The sequence below is a fragment of the Lysobacter antibioticus genome (assembly GCF_000731095.1).
Classification (GTDB): domain Bacteria; phylum Pseudomonadota; class Gammaproteobacteria; order Xanthomonadales; family Xanthomonadaceae; genus Lysobacter; species Lysobacter antibioticus_B.
This window is the reverse complement of record NZ_JMTZ01000041.1, coordinates 1-16291: the sequence shown is the minus strand read 5'-3', so window position 1 is coordinate 16291 and position 16291 is coordinate 1. Positions and strand designations below refer to the sequence as shown.

13 protein-coding genes are annotated in these 16291 nt (G+C 68.2%); 7 read left to right on the top strand and 6 right to left on the bottom strand.

Translation table 11 applies throughout. The annotated features are described in order from the left end of the window. Nucleotides 1–180: 180 nt before the first annotated feature. On the bottom strand, nt 181–990 hold the full coding sequence (locus tag EX88_RS0113650; RefSeq protein ID WP_031372544.1) for a class I SAM-dependent methyltransferase: 810 nt from the start codon (nt 988–990) through the stop codon (nt 181–183). Between the two features lie 386 nt (nt 991–1376). Here EX88_RS0113650 and EX88_RS0113645 point away from each other — a divergent pair, with 386 nt between their 5' ends. Then, nucleotides 1377–2309, top strand: a complete 933-nt coding sequence (locus EX88_RS0113645) for a DedA family protein/thiosulfate sulfurtransferase GlpE (RefSeq protein WP_031372543.1) — start codon at nt 1377–1379, stop codon at nt 2307–2309. Between the two features lie 17 nt (nt 2310–2326). Here the strand turns inward: EX88_RS0113645 and gloA2 are convergent, their stop codons facing one another. Then, the gene (gloA2, locus tag EX88_RS0113640) at nt 2327–2716 is read right to left on the bottom strand and encodes an SMU1112c/YaeR family gloxylase I-like metalloprotein (protein ID WP_031372542.1); all 390 of its coding nucleotides are present in this window, start codon (nt 2714–2716) and stop codon (nt 2327–2329) included. A gap of 144 nt (nt 2717–2860) precedes the next feature. On the opposite strand from gloA2, the gene EX88_RS0113635 reads away from it, so the two are divergent. Continuing rightward, on the top strand, nt 2861–3145 hold the full coding sequence (locus EX88_RS0113635) for a DUF4031 domain-containing protein (RefSeq protein ID WP_031372541.1): 285 nt from the start codon (nt 2861–2863) through the stop codon (nt 3143–3145). Nucleotides 3146–3148: 3 nt separating this feature from the next. On the opposite strand, the gene EX88_RS0113630 is transcribed toward EX88_RS0113635, so the two are convergent. The 4 genes from EX88_RS0113630 to EX88_RS26040 form a co-directional block, all read right to left on the bottom strand. Further along, nucleotides 3149–3778: a LysE family translocator gene (locus EX88_RS0113630; RefSeq protein ID WP_031372540.1), complete on the bottom strand. Its 630-nt coding sequence runs from the start codon at nt 3776–3778 to the stop codon at nt 3149–3151. A gap of 553 nt (nt 3779–4331) precedes the next feature. Continuing rightward, complete coding sequence (locus EX88_RS0113625) at nt 4332–7451, bottom strand: autotransporter serine protease (protein ID WP_051885100.1); 3120 nt, start codon at nt 7449–7451, stop codon at nt 4332–4334. A gap of 624 nt (nt 7452–8075) precedes the next feature. Continuing rightward, nucleotides 8076–8741 carry a response regulator gene (locus EX88_RS0113620; RefSeq protein ID WP_031372538.1) on the bottom strand — a complete coding sequence of 222 codons (666 nt, stop codon included), beginning with the start codon at nt 8739–8741 and terminating at the stop codon, nt 8076–8078. Further along, the gene (locus EX88_RS26040; protein WP_051885099.1) at nt 8738–10246 is read right to left on the bottom strand and encodes a sensor histidine kinase; all 1509 of its coding nucleotides are present in this window, start codon (nt 10244–10246) and stop codon (nt 8738–8740) included. Before EX88_RS26040 ends, EX88_RS0113620 begins: the two co-directional genes overlap by 4 nt. Nucleotides 10247–10373: 127 nt before the next feature. Here EX88_RS26040 and EX88_RS0113610 point away from each other — a divergent pair, with 127 nt between their 5' ends. From EX88_RS0113610 to EX88_RS0113590, 5 genes are all read left to right on the top strand, one after another. Beyond that, nucleotides 10374–11585: a DUF418 domain-containing protein gene (locus tag EX88_RS0113610; protein WP_031372536.1), complete on the top strand. Its 1212-nt coding sequence runs from the start codon at nt 10374–10376 to the stop codon at nt 11583–11585. A 240-nt stretch (nt 11586–11825) separates the two neighbouring features. Then, on the top strand, nt 11826–12413 hold the full coding sequence (locus EX88_RS0113605) for an HlyD family secretion protein (RefSeq protein ID WP_031372535.1): 588 nt from the start codon (nt 11826–11828) through the stop codon (nt 12411–12413). Then, the gene (locus tag EX88_RS0113600; protein WP_036148903.1) at nt 12410–14563 is read left to right on the top strand and encodes a peptidase domain-containing ABC transporter; all 2154 of its coding nucleotides are present in this window, start codon (nt 12410–12412) and stop codon (nt 14561–14563) included. Before EX88_RS0113605 ends, EX88_RS0113600 begins: the two co-directional genes overlap by 4 nt. Nucleotides 14564–14643: 80 nt before the next feature. Then, nucleotides 14644–14829 carry a hypothetical protein gene (locus EX88_RS0113595; RefSeq protein ID WP_031372533.1) on the top strand — a complete coding sequence of 62 codons (186 nt, stop codon included), beginning with the start codon at nt 14644–14646 and terminating at the stop codon, nt 14827–14829. A 165-nt stretch (nt 14830–14994) separates the two neighbouring features. Continuing rightward, nucleotides 14995–16116: a hypothetical protein gene (locus tag EX88_RS0113590; protein ID WP_031372532.1), complete on the top strand. Its 1122-nt coding sequence runs from the start codon at nt 14995–14997 to the stop codon at nt 16114–16116. Nucleotides 16117–16291: the final 175 nt, after the last annotated feature.

The following is a 16291-nucleotide window of genomic DNA, read 5'->3' as shown; positions in this document are numbered from 1 at the left end:
GCGGCTTGTGACCAAAAGGTTCCCTGTGGGACGCCGCTCCCACCCAAGCGCGCAAGCGAACCTGGCGGGAGCCCTGTAGGAGCTGCGTAAGCTGCGACCACAAAGCTGCAGCGACAGCGCAACCGTAAGAACACGATCGCAGCTCACGCCGCTCCTACTGGAAGCGGGACTGCTCGCTGGTCAGAAGCGGAAACGGGCCACGCGGCCCAGGTTGCGCAGCCATTCGGAGCGGTCGTAAAGCTTGAACAGCCAGCGCTGCGCCCGCGGCAGGGCCGCCACCTCGACGACTTCGCTCAGGCGCGGCTCGTCGACGAACTGCAGCCGCGGATGCCAGGCTTCCAGGCTGCGCGGTTCGGCGCGGGTCCAATCGCCGATGCGGGCCTTGGTCGCGCGGATCATGGTCGCGTGGCGGAGCAGGCGCAGCGCGAGCGGGCTGTACAGATCGCACAGCAATTGCCCGCCCTGCGGAAACCGTTCGATCAGGCGCCGCACCAGTTCGCGGGCGCGGCGCTCGTCGAGGTAGGGAAACAAGCCCTCGGCGATCACCAGGACCGGGCGCTGGTTGTCGAGGCGCTCGATCCAGTCCGGCTCCATGACGTTGCTCGGCAAGGTGCGGTAGCGCCCGGCGCGTTGCGGCAGCAGCGCCTCGCGCAGGCGGATCACCTCGGGAAAATCGAGGTCGATCCAATCCACTTCCAAGGGCGGATCGACCCGGAACACGCGCGAGTCCAGGCCGCAGGCCAGATGCAGCACCAGGGTGTCGGGGCGCGCTTGCAGCGCGGCGCGAGTCCAGCCGTCGATGATGCGCGAGCGCAGCGCCAGCCCGCGGATGTCCGACGGGCCCAGGCCGAAGCGTTCGAAATCGTAGTCTATGTGGCGGACCAGGTCGTCGGCCAGGGCGTCGCGCAGGATCGACGGCGTGGCGCGGTTGTCCATCGCCTTGGCATAAAGCGTGATCAACAAGGTTTCCTGACTGCCTTCCAGGCGCATCGAACACTCCCGTGACGGCCGGCCGCATCGTCCCGGCACGGGGCATTGTGCGGCCGCCGATGTGACGCCCAAGGCTACGGCGACCGCAGTTTGGACCCGCATCGGCTCCGAACGCGGCGGTCCGGCGACCGCAGCGCCGATGCCAGGCCCGCAACGATCCGTCGCCGCCATGCGATTGCAGCGGACGCGGCGCGGGCGGAAACTGCCGATGGTTTTCCAGCCGTGCGAGGCCGCCTGGCCCCGTTGGCTTGCCCACGTTTACCCGGCCGCCCGGCGCGGCTCGCTATTTTTTCCGACCGCGCGACGCGGCTTGCCCATATTTCCCGACCGCGTGACGCGGCATTGCCATGTTTTCCGACCGCGTGACGCGGTCTTAGGACCGACCGATGGACGCCCTGCTGCATCTGATCCAGACCTACGGCCTGCTCGTGGTCTTCGTCAGCGTGTTCCTCGATCAGGGCGGGCTGCCCGTGCCGGCTTATCCGCCGATCATCGTCACCGCCGCGATTGCGGTGGACCAGCAGCAGAGCCTGTGGCCGATCCTGTTGATCGCCGCGCTTGCCGCCTTGCTTGCCGACAGCCTGTGGTATCTCGGCGGGCGCCGGATCGGCGCGGCCTTGCTGCGGCTGATGTGCAAGGTCTCGCTGTCGCCGGACTCGTGCGTGCTGATGACCCGCGGCGTATACGCGCGCTGGGGCGCGCCGTCGCTGGTGGTGGCCAAGTTCGTGCCCGGTTTCGCCGCGGTCGCGACCACCCTGGCCGGCGAGACCGGCACCAGCGCGCGTCGCTTCGCCTTCTACGACGGCATCGGCGCCCTGCTCTGGGCCGGCCTCGCGGTCGCGGTCGGCGCGGTCTTCCACGAGGCCGTCAACGACGTGCTCGACAGCCTGGAGACGCTCGGCCGCTACGGCCTGCTGCTGGTGGCCGCGGCCATCGCCGCCTTCGTCGGCTACAAGCTGCTCAAGCGCCGCCTGTTCCTGCGCGAACTGCGGATGGCGCGGATCACCGTGCCTGAGCTCTATCGGCTGCTCGAAGACGGCAACGGCCCGATGATCCTCGACGTGCGCTCGCAGCCGCAACGCGACGCCTCCGGCTGGATACCCGGTGCGGTATTCGTCGCTTCGCTGGCCGACGTGTCCCTGGCCGATGTTCCTTTGGAGCGGCGCGACGAGGTCATCGTCTACTGCGATTGCCCGAACGAAGCCTCGGCCGCGACCCTCGCGCGCGAACTGCGCCGGCGCGGTTTCAAGCGCGTGCGCCCGCTGGCCGGCGGCTTCGAGGCCTGGCGCGAGCACGGCCACCTCGTCGCCCACGCCTGAGGCGGCCGCGCGGCGCCTCAGCCGCGTTCGTAGAATTCGATCGGCAAACCGTCGGGGTCGGCGAAGAAGGTGTAACGGCGCCCGGTGTATTCGTCGACGCGCACCGCCTCGACCGCGACGGCCTGCGCCTGCAGCTCGGCGACGCAGGCGTCGATGTCGTCGACCGCGAAAGCGAGATGACGCAGGCCGCAGGCTTCCGGATAGGACGGCCGCGGCGGCGGATCGGGGAAGGAGAACAGTTCGATCTGGCCGCCGTCGGGCAAGGCCAGATCGAGCTTATAAGAACGCCGCGCCTCGCGATGCACCTCGGCGAGCACGCTCAGCCCGAGCACCTGAGTGTAGAAGTGCTTCGAGCGTCGATAGTCGGAACAGATGATCGCGACGTGGTGGATGGCCGAGATCCGCATGACGGCTCCTGCGAGCGAGGGAAGACGCCCGCGACACCGCGATTGTCGGATACTGGGCACAGCCTGTCGCCTGCGCGGCTCTCAGCCGCGCGTCGTGACAGAATCGTCCGCGACGCGGCTGGATTCATTCCCTGGAGAAATGCGGTGACCGTGTACGTCGACGATGCCGTGTGGCCCTGGCGCGGCGAACGCTGGGCGCATCTGATGGCCGACCGCCTCGACGAGTTGCACGCTTTCGCGGCGCGGCTCGGCAAGCGCCGCGAATCGTTCCAGGACAAGGCCAGCGGCTGCCACTACGACGTCACCGCGCAGATGCGCGAACGCGCGATCGCGCTCGGCGCGGTGGCGATTTCGCGCCATCGCGACCGCGCCCAGGTCCGCGCGATCATCCAGCGCGCGCGCGACCAGGCTGCCGGCCGCGCGCCTTGAGCCTCAGCGGCGGGCGTCGACCGCCATGCGCACCGCCAGCCCCGACAACACCCCGCCCATGACCCAGCGCTGCGCGGTCACCCAGCGCGGCCGTCCGGCCAGGAAGTTGGCGATGCCGCCGGCGCCGGCGACGATCAACGCGTTGACGCCGACGCTGATCGCGATCTGCAGGCTGCCCAGCAGCAACGACTGCAGCATCACGCTGCGCTGCGGGTCGATGAACTGCGGCAGCAGGGCGAGATAGAACATCGCCACCTTGGGGTTCAACAGACTGGTCAGCAGGCCCATGGTGAACAAGCGGCGCGGGCTGTCGGCGGCCAGGTCGCGGACCTGGAACGGCGAGCGACCGCCCGGCCGCACCGCCTGCCAGGCCATCCACAGCAGGTACATCGCGCCGCCGATGCGCAGCGCGTCGTAGGCGAACGGCACAGCGAACAACAGCGCGGTGATGCCGAAGGCGGCGGCGAACAGATAGAAGAAGAAGCCGACGCCGACCCCGGCCAGCGAAATCAGCCCGGCCTTGCGGCCCTGGCAGATCGAGCGCGAGACCAGATAAATCATGTTCGGCCCCGGGGTGAGGACCATGACCAGGGCCAGGCCGGCGAAGGTCAAGAGTGCCGACAGCTCGAACATGCGCATCTCCGGAGTCGTGGGGAACCGGCGCGATGCACGGGGCAATGGCGGCGGGGCCTCATCATCGCCGAATGCGGCGACCGGCATAAGCGGGTGTGGCGCAACGCTGGGGGGTGGTGGATGGTGATGGTCGGAGTGGTGAGTCTCGGACCGCGGGTGATGGCGGCGGTTCGTTGTCGTAAGAGCCGGAGCAAATCCCCCCTAGCCCCCCTTTTTCAAAGGGGGGAGTGCCTAGGGGTGGTCGGGGAGACGCGTAGCCAGGTGGAGCGTTCGCCGGATGCGCAACGCGGCCGGCACGCGTATTTACCTTCGGCTTTGGCTTCGGCTTTGCCTATGGCTCTACGACTACCTGCACTTGCCTCCCTCATGCCTACACCTGCCTCGCTCAGGAACAGAAAGCATCCGATCTCACTCGAACGAGTCCCCCCTTTGAAAAAGGGGGGCCAGGGGGGATTTGCTCTTGCTCTTGCTTTTACCCCCAGACGAACCCAAAAAAGAAGCCGCAACGACCTAGATCGTTGCGGCTTCGGGGGCTCCCCCTTCGGGCGGGGGGTTAGAAGCGCAGGGAATACCGCGCGTTGACTCCGTGGTCGTGCGCCTCGTCGGCGAGCTGACCGCTGTAGTTCAGTTCCAACAAACCGTTCGCGCTCAGGCGTGCGGCGATGCCGGCTTCGAGCAGGGTGGCGTCGTCGGCCAGGGGCGCACCGTGGACCTGGAAGGCGTCGCCGCCGCGCCAGGCCACCGAGGTCGCCGGGTTGAGGTCGCCGCTGGCATGGCGACGGCCGAGGCCGCCGCGCAGGCTCAGCCAGCTCTGCTCCTGCTGCGAGCCCTTCAGGTCGACGTTGAAGCGCAGACCCAGCGTCGACAGGTTGACGCGGCTGTCGGCGCCGCGGCCGGTCAGCGCCGCGGCACCGCCGCTTTCCTGGAAGCCATCGCTCTTCACCCGCACCTGGGCGAACTGCGCATACGGCTCGAACGCCCAAGCGCCGGCGTCGAAGCGGTAGCCGCCTTCGACGAAGCCCTGCTTACTGTCGGCGTCGTAGTTGGAACGGGCGCGATCGTTGAAGCCGTTGAAGGCGATGCCGCGATCCAGGTCGACGTCGTGACGGGCGAACGCGACGCCGGCGCTGAGGCCGAAACCGCCCCAGTTCTGCCCGGCGTACAGGCCCAGGTGACGGGTCTTGATGCGGCCCTTGTCGTTACGGGCATCGTTGTTGTCGCTGCGGCCGCTGCCGCCGAGCACGCCGATGCGCCAGCCGCCGTCGAAGCGGTAGTCGTAACCGAGCAAGGTGGCCGAGCCGTTGTACTCATTGCGCGCGGCATTGCCGTCGCCGTCGAGGGTGCCGCCGGACTTCAGCAACTGCACCCAGGCGCCCTGCGAGGATTCGCCGGCGCTGTCGGCGGCGAAATCGCCGCGACCGGCGCGCGCACGGCCCAAGGCGGCATCGCGCACATGGCGGTTGTCGTCGACCATGATCGAACGCAGGCTGGCGTGGGCCTCGCCGCTGAGCGCGTCGAGCGCGGCCAGCGCCTGTTCCGGGAACAACTGGGTCAGCGGCTGCGGAATGCCCTGGCCGATCGCGAGGCGGTCGGCCGCGGCGGCGGCGGCACGCTGGTTGTCGGTCTGCGCGCTCGCCGCCAGCGAGGCGCCGCGGGTCACGTCGACGCCGACCTGGTTGGCCGCATAGCTGAGGCCGAACTTGAGGAACGGCGAGAACGCGGTCTGGTCGAGCGAGGCGAACTGGCCGCTGACGCCGCCGGCGGCGCTGATCAGGTTGAACGACTGGCCGAGCATGTACTGGCCCGGCGCATGCAGCACCACCAGCTTGCCGCCTTCGAGACGGGCCTGGCCGCTGACGTCGATGCGGTCGGAGGCGCCGCCGGCCGACAGCTCGGCGACATAGGTCGAACCCGCCGCTTGCACGTAGTTGCCCTGCACGCTCAGGGTGCCGATCGAATTGCCCGGCGAGACCGCGCCTTCGATGCGCACGTCGCCGACGATGCGGCCGCTGCCGCCGAGCGCGCCGCCGGCGAGCACCGGCAACGAGGCCGTGGTCAAGCTGCCGTTGACGACCAGGGTGCCGCCTTCGACCTGCGCGGCGTAGGTGTTGTGGCCGGTCAGTTCGAGCACGCCGTCCTTGACTTTGAGGCCGCCGAAACTGTTGTTGCCGCTCAAGCGCAACCAACCGAGGCCGGACTTGCTCAGCACGCCGGAACCGCCGATGTCGTTGCGCCAATCGTCCCAAGCCTTACCGTCCCACACCTTGGCGCCGCCGCCCGGACGGTCCATCACCACATCGGTGTCGACGCGGATCTGGCCCGGGCCGTCGATTGCTTTCTTCAAATCGATCAAGCCCCAGCCGTAGACCTCGTCCACGCCCGGCGCGCCGAGATCGGTCGCGGTGGTCAGCAGGATGTCGCGGACCTGGGTGTTGGCGAGATAGGGGAAGCGCTCCATCAGCAGGCCGAGCGAACCGACTGCGTGCGGCGTCGCCATCGAGGTGCCGCTGAGGTTGCCGTACTCGAACGTCGGCGCGCCGGCGGTGATGTCGAAGGAAATCGTTCCGTCGGGATTGCGCACCAACCCGCCCTGCAGCGATTCCTCGCCGCCGAGCACGGTCGAGTTGATCGTCGAACCCGGTGCGGCGACGCACCAGTTCGCGGTCTGCGCGCAACGCATCGACGAAGCGCTGAGCACCAGGTTCTGATTGACGTTGACCACGCTCAGCCAGTACGGCTCGAGTTCGGCGCGGCCGCGCGGCAGGCTCGCGTACAAGCCAGCCTGCGGCGCGGTCTGCGGGGTCGTGCCGGCGACGTTGTGATTGCCCGCCGCCCACACCTGCAGCATGCCCTTGTCGAGCGAGCCCTTGGCGAAGGTGTCGAAATAGGCGGCGTTGTCGGGGTCGAACAGATAGCCGTCGAGCTGGGCCAGGGTATTCGGCTCGTTGGCCAAGCCCCAGCTGTGATTGACCGCGCGCACACCCTGCTCGTTCATTTGCGCGTACATGCCGGCGACGGTCGCGTCTTCCGGGCCGACGCCGCCGATGCTGACGACGCTGTAGCCGCCGGTGGCGCTGCGCGCCCACTCGCGCACGCTGTTGAACGACCACTTGGCCGCGGTCAGGTCGGCGCCGAAGGCGACACCGTGCATGCCGCTGCCGTCGCGGTTGGCGGCGATGGTGCCGCCGACGTGGGTGCCGTGGGTGTTGAACTCCCAACCCGGCTGCACGTAGGGGCCGGACTGGATGATGCGGCGGATGTTCTCGGGCACGTTCGCGTTGAAGCCGACGTAGCGGATCTGCGCCTGGTCGCCGCGCGAGGTGAAGCAGGCGCCGGCGCCTCCGATGATCGAGGTGTTGGTGCAAACGCTGCCGTCGGCGAGCACGTCGGCCATGTGCACGGCGCGGTGGTCCTTGCCGGCGAACTCGGGATGGCCGAACACCGTGCCGCTGTCGTACACGCCCAGACGGATGCCCTTGCCGGTCAGGCCGCGCGCATAGGCGTACTGGGCGTTGATCGTGGCCAGGCCCCAATCGGCCTTGAATTCGTCGCTGCGCCAGCTGTCGGGATTGCCGAGCTGGCCCATCGGGTTCGCGTTCTGCGCCGCGGCCGACGCCGAAACGGCGAGCAGGCCGCCGACGATGGCGAGCGAAAGCAGGGAACGGGAATGCATGCGGGTAACGCGATTACGCGTGGTGCGGGTAATGCCTTGCATCGGTCAGTAGTCCCTTATCGTGTCGAAAGCGCGGCGTAGCGGCGCTTGAAGCAGTGGTCCGATGCCTATCGCGGCATCGTGTTCGGTCGATCTTCGTGCGACCTGTGTGAATCACAAACGCAAGGACACGTGTGCCTCCCTACCCAGTTGTGCCATTCGGCAGGCATGACTAACGACGCTTGCGCGGATAGTGAGGCGACGGAAACGATCGATTCGACTTTGCCGAATCTGGCGCCAGACGCCACGACAAAGCGCGCGGATGCTTGAGAAGCCGTGAGAATTATTTGTCGTCGCCCCCGCGCAAGGCCGGGGCGCAGGGCTTCACCGAAGCGTCGCTCTGAAGTCTCTGGATCCCCGCCTTCGCGGGGATGACGGCTTTGAGAGGCGCAGCGAGACCTCTCTACCGTCGTTCCCGCGTAGGCGGGAACCCAGGGCTTCACCGAGGCATCGCTGTGAAGTCTCTCCCCCGGCCCGGGCGCATAACGCCCTGGCGTTCATGAGTGCGCGAGTCAGTCGCCCGCAAGCGCATCCATGCGCCCCGCCTTCGCGGGGATGACGGCTTTGAGAGGCGTCGCGAAACCGTCAGCCGCCGCCGTGCTCGGATTCCGCCGACATCAGGCCGCGCCGCCAGGCGAACGCGACCGCCTCGGTGCGGTCGGCCAGGTGCAGCTTGGCCAGCACGTTGCCGAGGTGCGACTTCACCGTCTTCTCGCCGATGTTCAAGGCCGCGGCGATGCGCGCATTGCTGCCTCCCTCGGCCAGCTTGCGCAAGACGTCCAGCTCGCGTTCGGTCAGGCAGGCGAAGGGGTCCTCGCGCGGCTCGCGCTTGCGCCGCACCGCCTTGAGGATGCGCTGGGCGACGAAGGGATGGATCACCGCCTCGCCGCCGGCGATGCGCCGCAAGGTCGCCAGCAGCTCGTCGCCGAGCATGCTCTTGAACAACAGCGACTGCGCGCCGGCCTCGATCGCGGCGAAGGCCAGGTCGTCCTGGTCGGTCGAGGTCAGCACCGCGATGGCGCTGCGCGGGCTCAGGCCCTTGATCGCGCGGATCGCCTCGACGCCGTCGACGTCGGGCATCATCAGGTCGATCACGATCAGGTCCGGCGCCAGTTCGCGCGCCAGCGCGATCGCCTCGGCGCCGCCGCCGGCTTCGCCGACGACTTCGAAGTCGTCGGTCAGCATCAACAGGCTGCGGATGCCTTTGCGCACCACCTCGTGGTCGTCGACCAGCAATACCGATGTGCTCATGCCTGGATTCCCTGCGATTCCAGCGTGAACGACACGGTCACCACCGTGCCGCTGGGAGAACTGGCGAGACGGAAACGCCCGCCCGGCAGCGTGCGTGCGCGCAAGCGCATGTTCGCCAGGCCCATGCCGGTGGCCTCGTGTTCGTTGGGGACGAAGCCGCAGCCGTCGTCCTGGATGGTCCAGCCGTAGCGGTTGCCGGAATTGTTGAGGACGACCTCGATGCGGCGCGCACCGCTGTGGCGCAGGCTGTTGCTGACCGCCTCGGTGGCGATCATCAACAGCTGACCGGCATGCTGCGGCCACGCGCCCAGGCCGCGCTCGGCGACGCCGTCGAGCAACAGCCGCCACTCGATCTCGCTGCCGGCGAGCAGATGCGAGCAGGTGTCCTCGATGGCCTTGCGCAAGCCCTGCTCGGCCACTGTCGGTGCCGAGAAGCGCTGGATCACGTCGGCCAGATCGCGCTGCAGTTGCCCGGTCAAACCGAGCGCGGCCTTGATCAAGGTGATCTGGCGCGGGTCCTGCTCGCCGCCCTCGCGCTGGCTCAGGTGATCGAGCACGCTGAGCTGCAGGCCGAGAGCGAAGCTGCGCTGCTTGGCGGTGTCGTGCAGGTCGCGGGCAAGACGGTTGCGCTCCTCCGATACCGCCAACGCCTGGCGCACCTGGATCACTTCGCCGAGCGCATCGGCCATGCGGTCGAAACGCTGCGACAAGCGCCCGAACTCGTCGCGGCCGGCATCGTGGATGCGCGCGCCGAGTTCGCCCGCGGCCCACGCATCCGCGGCGCGCTCGGCATGGCCGATCCGGCGCGTCAGCAGGGTCGCCACGGCGATCGCCGACATCGCGCTGATCAGCACCAGATAGATCGCCAGGCTTTCGATGTCGCCCGAATCCATGTGCATGAAGGTCGCCAGCGAACCGCCGGCGTGCTGGCCGACGCTTAGGGTCGCGCCCGGAGTCCGCGCCAGCGGCAAGGCCACCGCGCTTATCCAGTCGCCTTCGCGCTCGTGGCGGCGCGGCACCGGCGCATGCGACGACACCGCTTCTTGCTCGATCTCCTCCAGCATCTGCGCCAGCGGCGGACTCGCCTGCGCGGGATAGCGGCATACGCGGCCGTCGCGGTCGCGATAGCGGATCGACAAACGGCCGTCGTGGGTGCTGCCGGCGAAGCTGTGCGAGTTCATCCACTCCTGCGAGTCCATGCCGACGATGCGCACCAGCAAGGCCTGCAGGATCGCCTCGCATTGCGCGTGCGAAGTCATGGCCAGGTCGGGCAATGCGCCGAACTGCTGCAATTCGCGCTGCATCGCGCCCTGCAGCATCGGTGGCGCCATCGCCTCGCGCACCTCGGTGCGCGACAGATACAGGTCCAGGCCGGACAGCAGCGCGGTGCTGATCCACGAGGCGATCAGCATCGACAGCAGGCATTTCCAGAACAGCCCGCTCCACCAGCGGCGCGCCGGCGCGCGCGCGGCCGGCACCGGGCGTGCGGCGGGGATTTCGCTCATGCCGCCAGTATTCCAGTTTCCGCGCGCGGCGAATCCGCCAAACGTCCCGGTTGGCTCCCGTCGCCGGCCCGATGCAGCGCGGCGACGCCGCGCGCAGCATTCACGCTCCCCCGTTCGTACCGCCCACATGACCGCATCCGCCCGCGTCGTCCCGCCACGCATCGAACAGCTCGACGCCCTGCGCGGCTTCGCCCTGTTCGGCATCCTGGTCGTCAACCTCGGCGTGTTCGCCTCGCCCTACTACGGCCTGGGCCTGCCCGATCCGGGTTACGACGGAGGGCTGGACCGCGCGGTGCGCCTGCTCGTTGCCTGCTTGTTCGAGATGAAGTTCTACCTGCTGTTTTCGTTCCTGTTCGGCTACAGCTTCAGCCTGCAGCTCGATTCGGCGCAGCGCGCAGGCGAGGCCTTCGTGCCGCGCATGCTGCGGCGTTCGCTCGGGCTGTGGCTGATCGGCCTGGCCCACGCCGTGCTGCTGTTTCACGGCGACATCCTCGGCACCTATGCGGCGATGGGCCTGGCCCTGCTGGCGATGCGCGCGCTGTCGGAGCGCGCCGCGTTGCGTTGCGCCCTGGCCCTGATCGTGGCCACCGCCGCCGCCTGGGCCGGGCTGGCTTTGCTGATTCGGCTCAGTGGCGAAACCGGCGCCGTCGATGCCCGCAGCGCCGCGGCCGAAGCGCAGGCGACCCTCGCCGGCTTCACCGGTCCGCCCAGCGCGGTCGTCGCCCAGCGCATAAGCGAACTGGCGTCGACCGGGATCGTGCTCGCCTTCATGCAGGCGCCATGCGCCTTGGCGATGTTCCTGTTGGGCCGGGTCGCCGGCCGTCGCGAAGTGTTTGCCCGCCTCGATCGTTATCGACCGTTGCTGCGCAGACTGCGCCGCTGGGGTTTCGGCATCGGCCTGCCGGCGGCGGCGTTCTATGCCGGCGTCTCCACCTTCGAACCCGGCGGCGCGCTCGAACTGGCGGCGCTGGCCTTGAGCCTGCTGACCGCGCCTTTGCTGACCGGCGCCTATGCCGCCCTGGCCATGAGCGGCTTCGCCGGCCGCGCCGGCCCGCGACTCGTGCGATGGTTGGCCCCGGCCGGACGCATGGCCTTGTCGAACTACCTGCTGCAATCGGCGGCCGCCGCGCTGGTGTTCACCGGCTACGGCCTCGGCCTGATGGGGCGGGTCTCGCCGCTCGCAGTACTGGCTTTCGCGGTCCTGCTGTTCGGCGCGCAACTGCGCCTCAGCGCCTGGTGGATGCAGCGTCACGGCCATGGCCCGATGGAATGGCTGTTGCGCGCGATCACCCTCGGCACCTGGCCGCGCTGGCGCAAACCCGCGCGCGATGCCGCTTGAGCATGCGCTGCGTCTCGAACGCCTGCGCATCGCGGCATGGCCGACAGCAACAGGGCTGAACGATTTGTTGCAATCCCCGCGAACCGTGACGGCGTTCGACAATGGCGACCTGGAAACGCCATCGGCCTTGTACGACACTCAGCGACCGAGTCGTAACGGCAGGAGACGACAGACGCACCGCGATCGCCATGGGTTCGCCGAACGGCACCCTTCGATCCTCGCCACGCGTCTGAGGCTTACGTGCACGAAGACCTGTTCAGACGCGAAATGCTCGAAGCCAGGAAACAACGCTGGCTCGGCAGCATCCGCCTGCCGATCTCGCGCCTGGGCTGGCCGATGGCCGCGCTCGGCCTGCTCGGTCTGCTCGCACTGTCAGCCCTGCTCGCATTCGGCCGTTACACCCATAGCGAACGTGTCGGCGGCGTGCTGGTAGCGCAGGCCGCACCGCGCGGCCCATCGCCCCTGCAGGCGCAGGTGTGGGTGCCCGATCGCGCCATCGCCGCGATCCACCAGGGCACGCCGGCAGTCCTGCGCTACCGCGCCTTCCCGTATCAGCGCTACGGCGTGCAGCACGGCCGCGTGGTCGCGATAGCCGCCGCGGCCTCATCGCCCGACGAGGTCCACCGGCGCAGCGGCCTGCGCCCGGACGCGCCGGCCTGGTCGGTGCAGGTCGAGCTGGATCGCCAGCGCATCGGCACGCAGGCATTGCAGGCGGGTATGCGAGTCGATGCCGAGCTTCAATTGGAGCAACGACGTCTTTACGAGTTCGTGTTGGCGCCGCTGTCGAACACCGAGGCCGCACCCGACGCTCATCGGACGGGCTCATGAGCGCGAAGTCCGTGCCGGTGATCCAGCAGAACGAATTGGCCGAGTGCGGCCTGGCCTGTCTGGCGATGATCGCCGTCCACCATGGCCATGACATCGATCTGAGCAGCCTGCGCCGGCGCTTCCCGGTGTCGCCGCGCGGCGCCACTCTGGCGCGTTTGATCAAGATCGCCGGCGCGCTCGGCTTCGACACCCGCCCCTTGCGGGCCGAGATCGAACACCTCGCCGATCTGCGCCTGCCCTGCGTGCTGCATTGGGACCTCAATCATTTCGTCGTGCTCAAGCGCATCGCCCGTGGCCGCGCCGAACTGCACGACCCGGCGCGCGGTGCGGTCAGCCTGCCGCTGGCCGAGTTCGGCCGCCAGTACACCGGCATCGCCCTGGAACTGTCGCCCAAGACCGACTTCGTGCCGATGCGCGAACGCCAGCGCCTGAGCCTGCGCGGGCTCGCCGGCCGCATCGTCGGCCTGCGCCGCGCCGGTGCGCAGATCCTGATCCTGGCGCTGAGCCTGGAGGTGTTCACCCTGCTGCTGCCGCTGGCGATGCAGTGGGTGATCGACCGCGTTCTGGTGGCCGCCGACATCGGCTTGTTGAACCTGCTCGGCATCGGCTTCCTGGTCGTGGTGGTGTTCCAGGCGACGCTCACGGCGATGCGCGGTTGGTTGGTCGCCGACCTCGGCGCCGCCTTGAACTCGCAATGGCTGGCCAATCTGTTCGGCCACCTGATGCGGCTGCCGCTGGATTTCTTCGAAAAGCGCCATGTCGGCGGAGTGATGTCGCGTTTCGTCTCGGTGCAGGCGATCCAGCAGACCCTGACCGGCAGTTTCGTCGAGAGCCTGCTCGACGGCCTTACCGTGACCCTGGTGCTGGCGCTGCTGCTGTTCTACAGCCCGCCGTTGACGGCGTTGGTGCTGGCCGCGTTCGCCGTCTACGCGATTGTGCGCTGGGCCGCGTACCGGCGGCTGTGGCGGCTCAAGGAGGAGCAGTTGATCCACGTCGCCAAGCAGCAGAGCCTGTTGATCGAGTCGATCCAGGGCGTGCAGACGATCAAGCTCGGCAATCAACAGGACGACCGTCGCGGGCGCATCGCCAACGCCAGCGTCGAGGTGGCCAATCGCGAGGCCGCGATCGCCCGCACCACCGCAGTGTTCTCCGCCTTGTCGAAGCTGGTGTTCGGCGCCCAGCGCGTGCTGCTGATCTGGCTGTGCGCCTGGCTGACCCTGAAGGGCCGCTTCAGCGCCGGCATGATGGTGGTGTTCGTCGCCTATGCCGACCTGTTCGCTACCCGCACCGGCAGCCTGATCGACAAGCTCGTCGACCTGCGCCTGCTCGGCCTGCACGGCCAACGCATCGCCGACATCGCCTTCGAGCCGCCCGAAGCGAACGTGCACACCGACTACGCCGGCCCGGTGCCGGCGCCGCGCATCGAGATCGAGCGGCTCAGCTTCCGCTACGCCGACGACGAGCCGTGGATCCTGCGCGACTGCAGTTTCGACATCGAAGCCGGCGAATCGGTGGCGATCGTCGGCGCCTCGGGTTGCGGCAAGACCACCCTGGCCAAGCTGATCCTCGGCCTGCTGCGCCCGAGCTCGGGCACGATCCGCATCGGCGGCGTTGATATTCACGACTACGGCCTGGCCGCGTACCGCGAACTGTTCGGCGCGGTGATGCAGGAGGACGTGCTGTTCGCCGGCTCGATCGGCGAGAACATCGCCTCCTTCGACCACGCCGCCGACCCCGGGCGCATCGAAGCGGCGGCGCGCGCGGCGCGCATCCACGACGATATCGCGGCGATGGCGATGGGTTACGAATCCTTGGTCGGCGACTTGGGTTCGTCGCTGTCGGGCGGACAGAAACAACGCGTGCTGTTGGCGCGCGCCTTGTATCGCTCGCCGGCGATCCTGTTGCTCGACGAGGCCACCAGCCACCTCGACGTCGCCCGCGAGCACGAGATCAATCGCGAGATTTCCGCCTTGCGCATGACCCGCATCGTCATCGCGCACAGGCCCGATACGATCCGCAGCGCAGACCGCGTCGTCGCCTTGCGCGACGGCGTCAGTGAACAGATCACAACGCCCGAGTTTGCAATCCCCATCGCTTCGCGCATTCAGGGCGAAAGTGGGATCGCGATTAGCAAACCGCGACTTTCATAGTTGTTAGCATCGATGCTCGTGCCGACGCCGGGACGGCCTTTCAACTCATCCTGGCACTCTACGGTTTAGGAGAACGCTCCATGAGTAAGCAAGACGTTTACAGCAACAACGCTCTGCCTCAGGACGAAGCCGCCCGCCCGCTCGCCCGCATCGCAGCGCGCGAACTTTCGTTGGACGAGATCGCAGCGATCTCCGGCGGCAAGGGCGACAGCACCCACGCCACCGGTCCGAACGGCGACGATCCGGGCGATCCCGATTTCCTGTAATCGCCTCGACTTCCGCTCGATCTGATCGGATGCAGTCCATGCACCAGGCAGGGTGGACCCGCGCGCGAGCGACGTGCGCGTAAACCCCGCCGCCACGCATGACCCGGCACGCCCCGTCCGACGGGGCGTGCCGTTTTCAATGGCCCTGAAAACACGAACGCTTCCATGCCCGCTCACCGCCGTCCGCTGATCCTGTCCTCGCTGGCCCACGACATCCATGCTTCCGCCGCGCGCTGGGCTTTGCGCGCCAGCGGTATCGACGCAACCTGGCTGAGCTCGCTGGCCGAAGCCGAACTCGGCGCGATGTCCCTGCATTGTGACCCCGACCTCGGCCTGCGCATGAGCGGCCCTCTCGACGACGCCAGCGTCGGCACGGTCTGGTATCGGCGGCCGCGCAATCCCGAATCCTTCCCGCGCGCGCAGGCCGGCGACCAGCCCTTTCTGCGCGGCGAATGGGGGCGTTTCCTCAAGAACGTCTATGCACTCACCGATCAAGGCGCCGACCGGCTGTGGGTGAATCGCCCCGCTGCCGCGGCGATGGCGGAGAACAAACTCGTACAACTGCGCGCCGCCCATCACTGCGGCCTGCGCTTCCCTCCGACCCTGGTCTCGCACGACCCCGCCGAGATCCGCCGTTTCGTCCAGCGCCACGGCCGCGTGGTCTACAAACCCTTCCTGACCCACACCTGGAAGGACGCCGAGACCGGCCGCATGTTCAGCACCTATGCGCGCATCGTCGAACCGGCGATGCTCGAAGACGACCAGAGCCTGTTGCACTGCCCCGGCATCTACCAGGTTTACGTCGACAAACGTTACGACCTGCGCGTGACCGCGATCGGCGACCGCTACTTCGCCGCGCGCCTGTACACCCAGCACGACGACGGCTTCGTCGATTGGCGCGTCCCCCAGAACACGCAGGGGCTGCAGGCCGAAGTCGGCGAGCTCTCGTCCGTCGACCAGGCCAAGCTCGCCGCGCTGATGCGCGAACTCGGCCTGGTGTTCGGCTGCATCGACCTGGCCATCGACGGCAACGGCGATGCGCATTTCCTCGAAGTGAACCAGGCCGGCCAATTCCTCTTCATTGAAGACCTGCTGCCTTCTTTGCCCCTGCTGCGCGCGATGAGCGCGATGCTGGCCGAAGGCCGTCCCGACTATTCCCTGGCGACCATCGCCAAGCTGTCCTATGCCGAGTATTGCGCCAGCGAAGAGCACCGCGAATGGTGGGCGCGCGCCAGCGAAACGCTGAAGGACCGCACGCCGGCGGCGGCGGGGATTACCTTGGAGTGAGGCGAGGCGCCTCGACGCCGCAGCTCAGACAGCTTTAAAGGGTAGGAGCGGCGCGAGCCGCGACCGCGTCCTGTCGTGCTCCCGCGTCTCCGGCTGTAGGACAGCGAAGCAACATCAACAGCAAAGCTTCCGTCCGCTAACGCGGCCGGGTTACTTTCTTTTGCTAAGCCCAAAA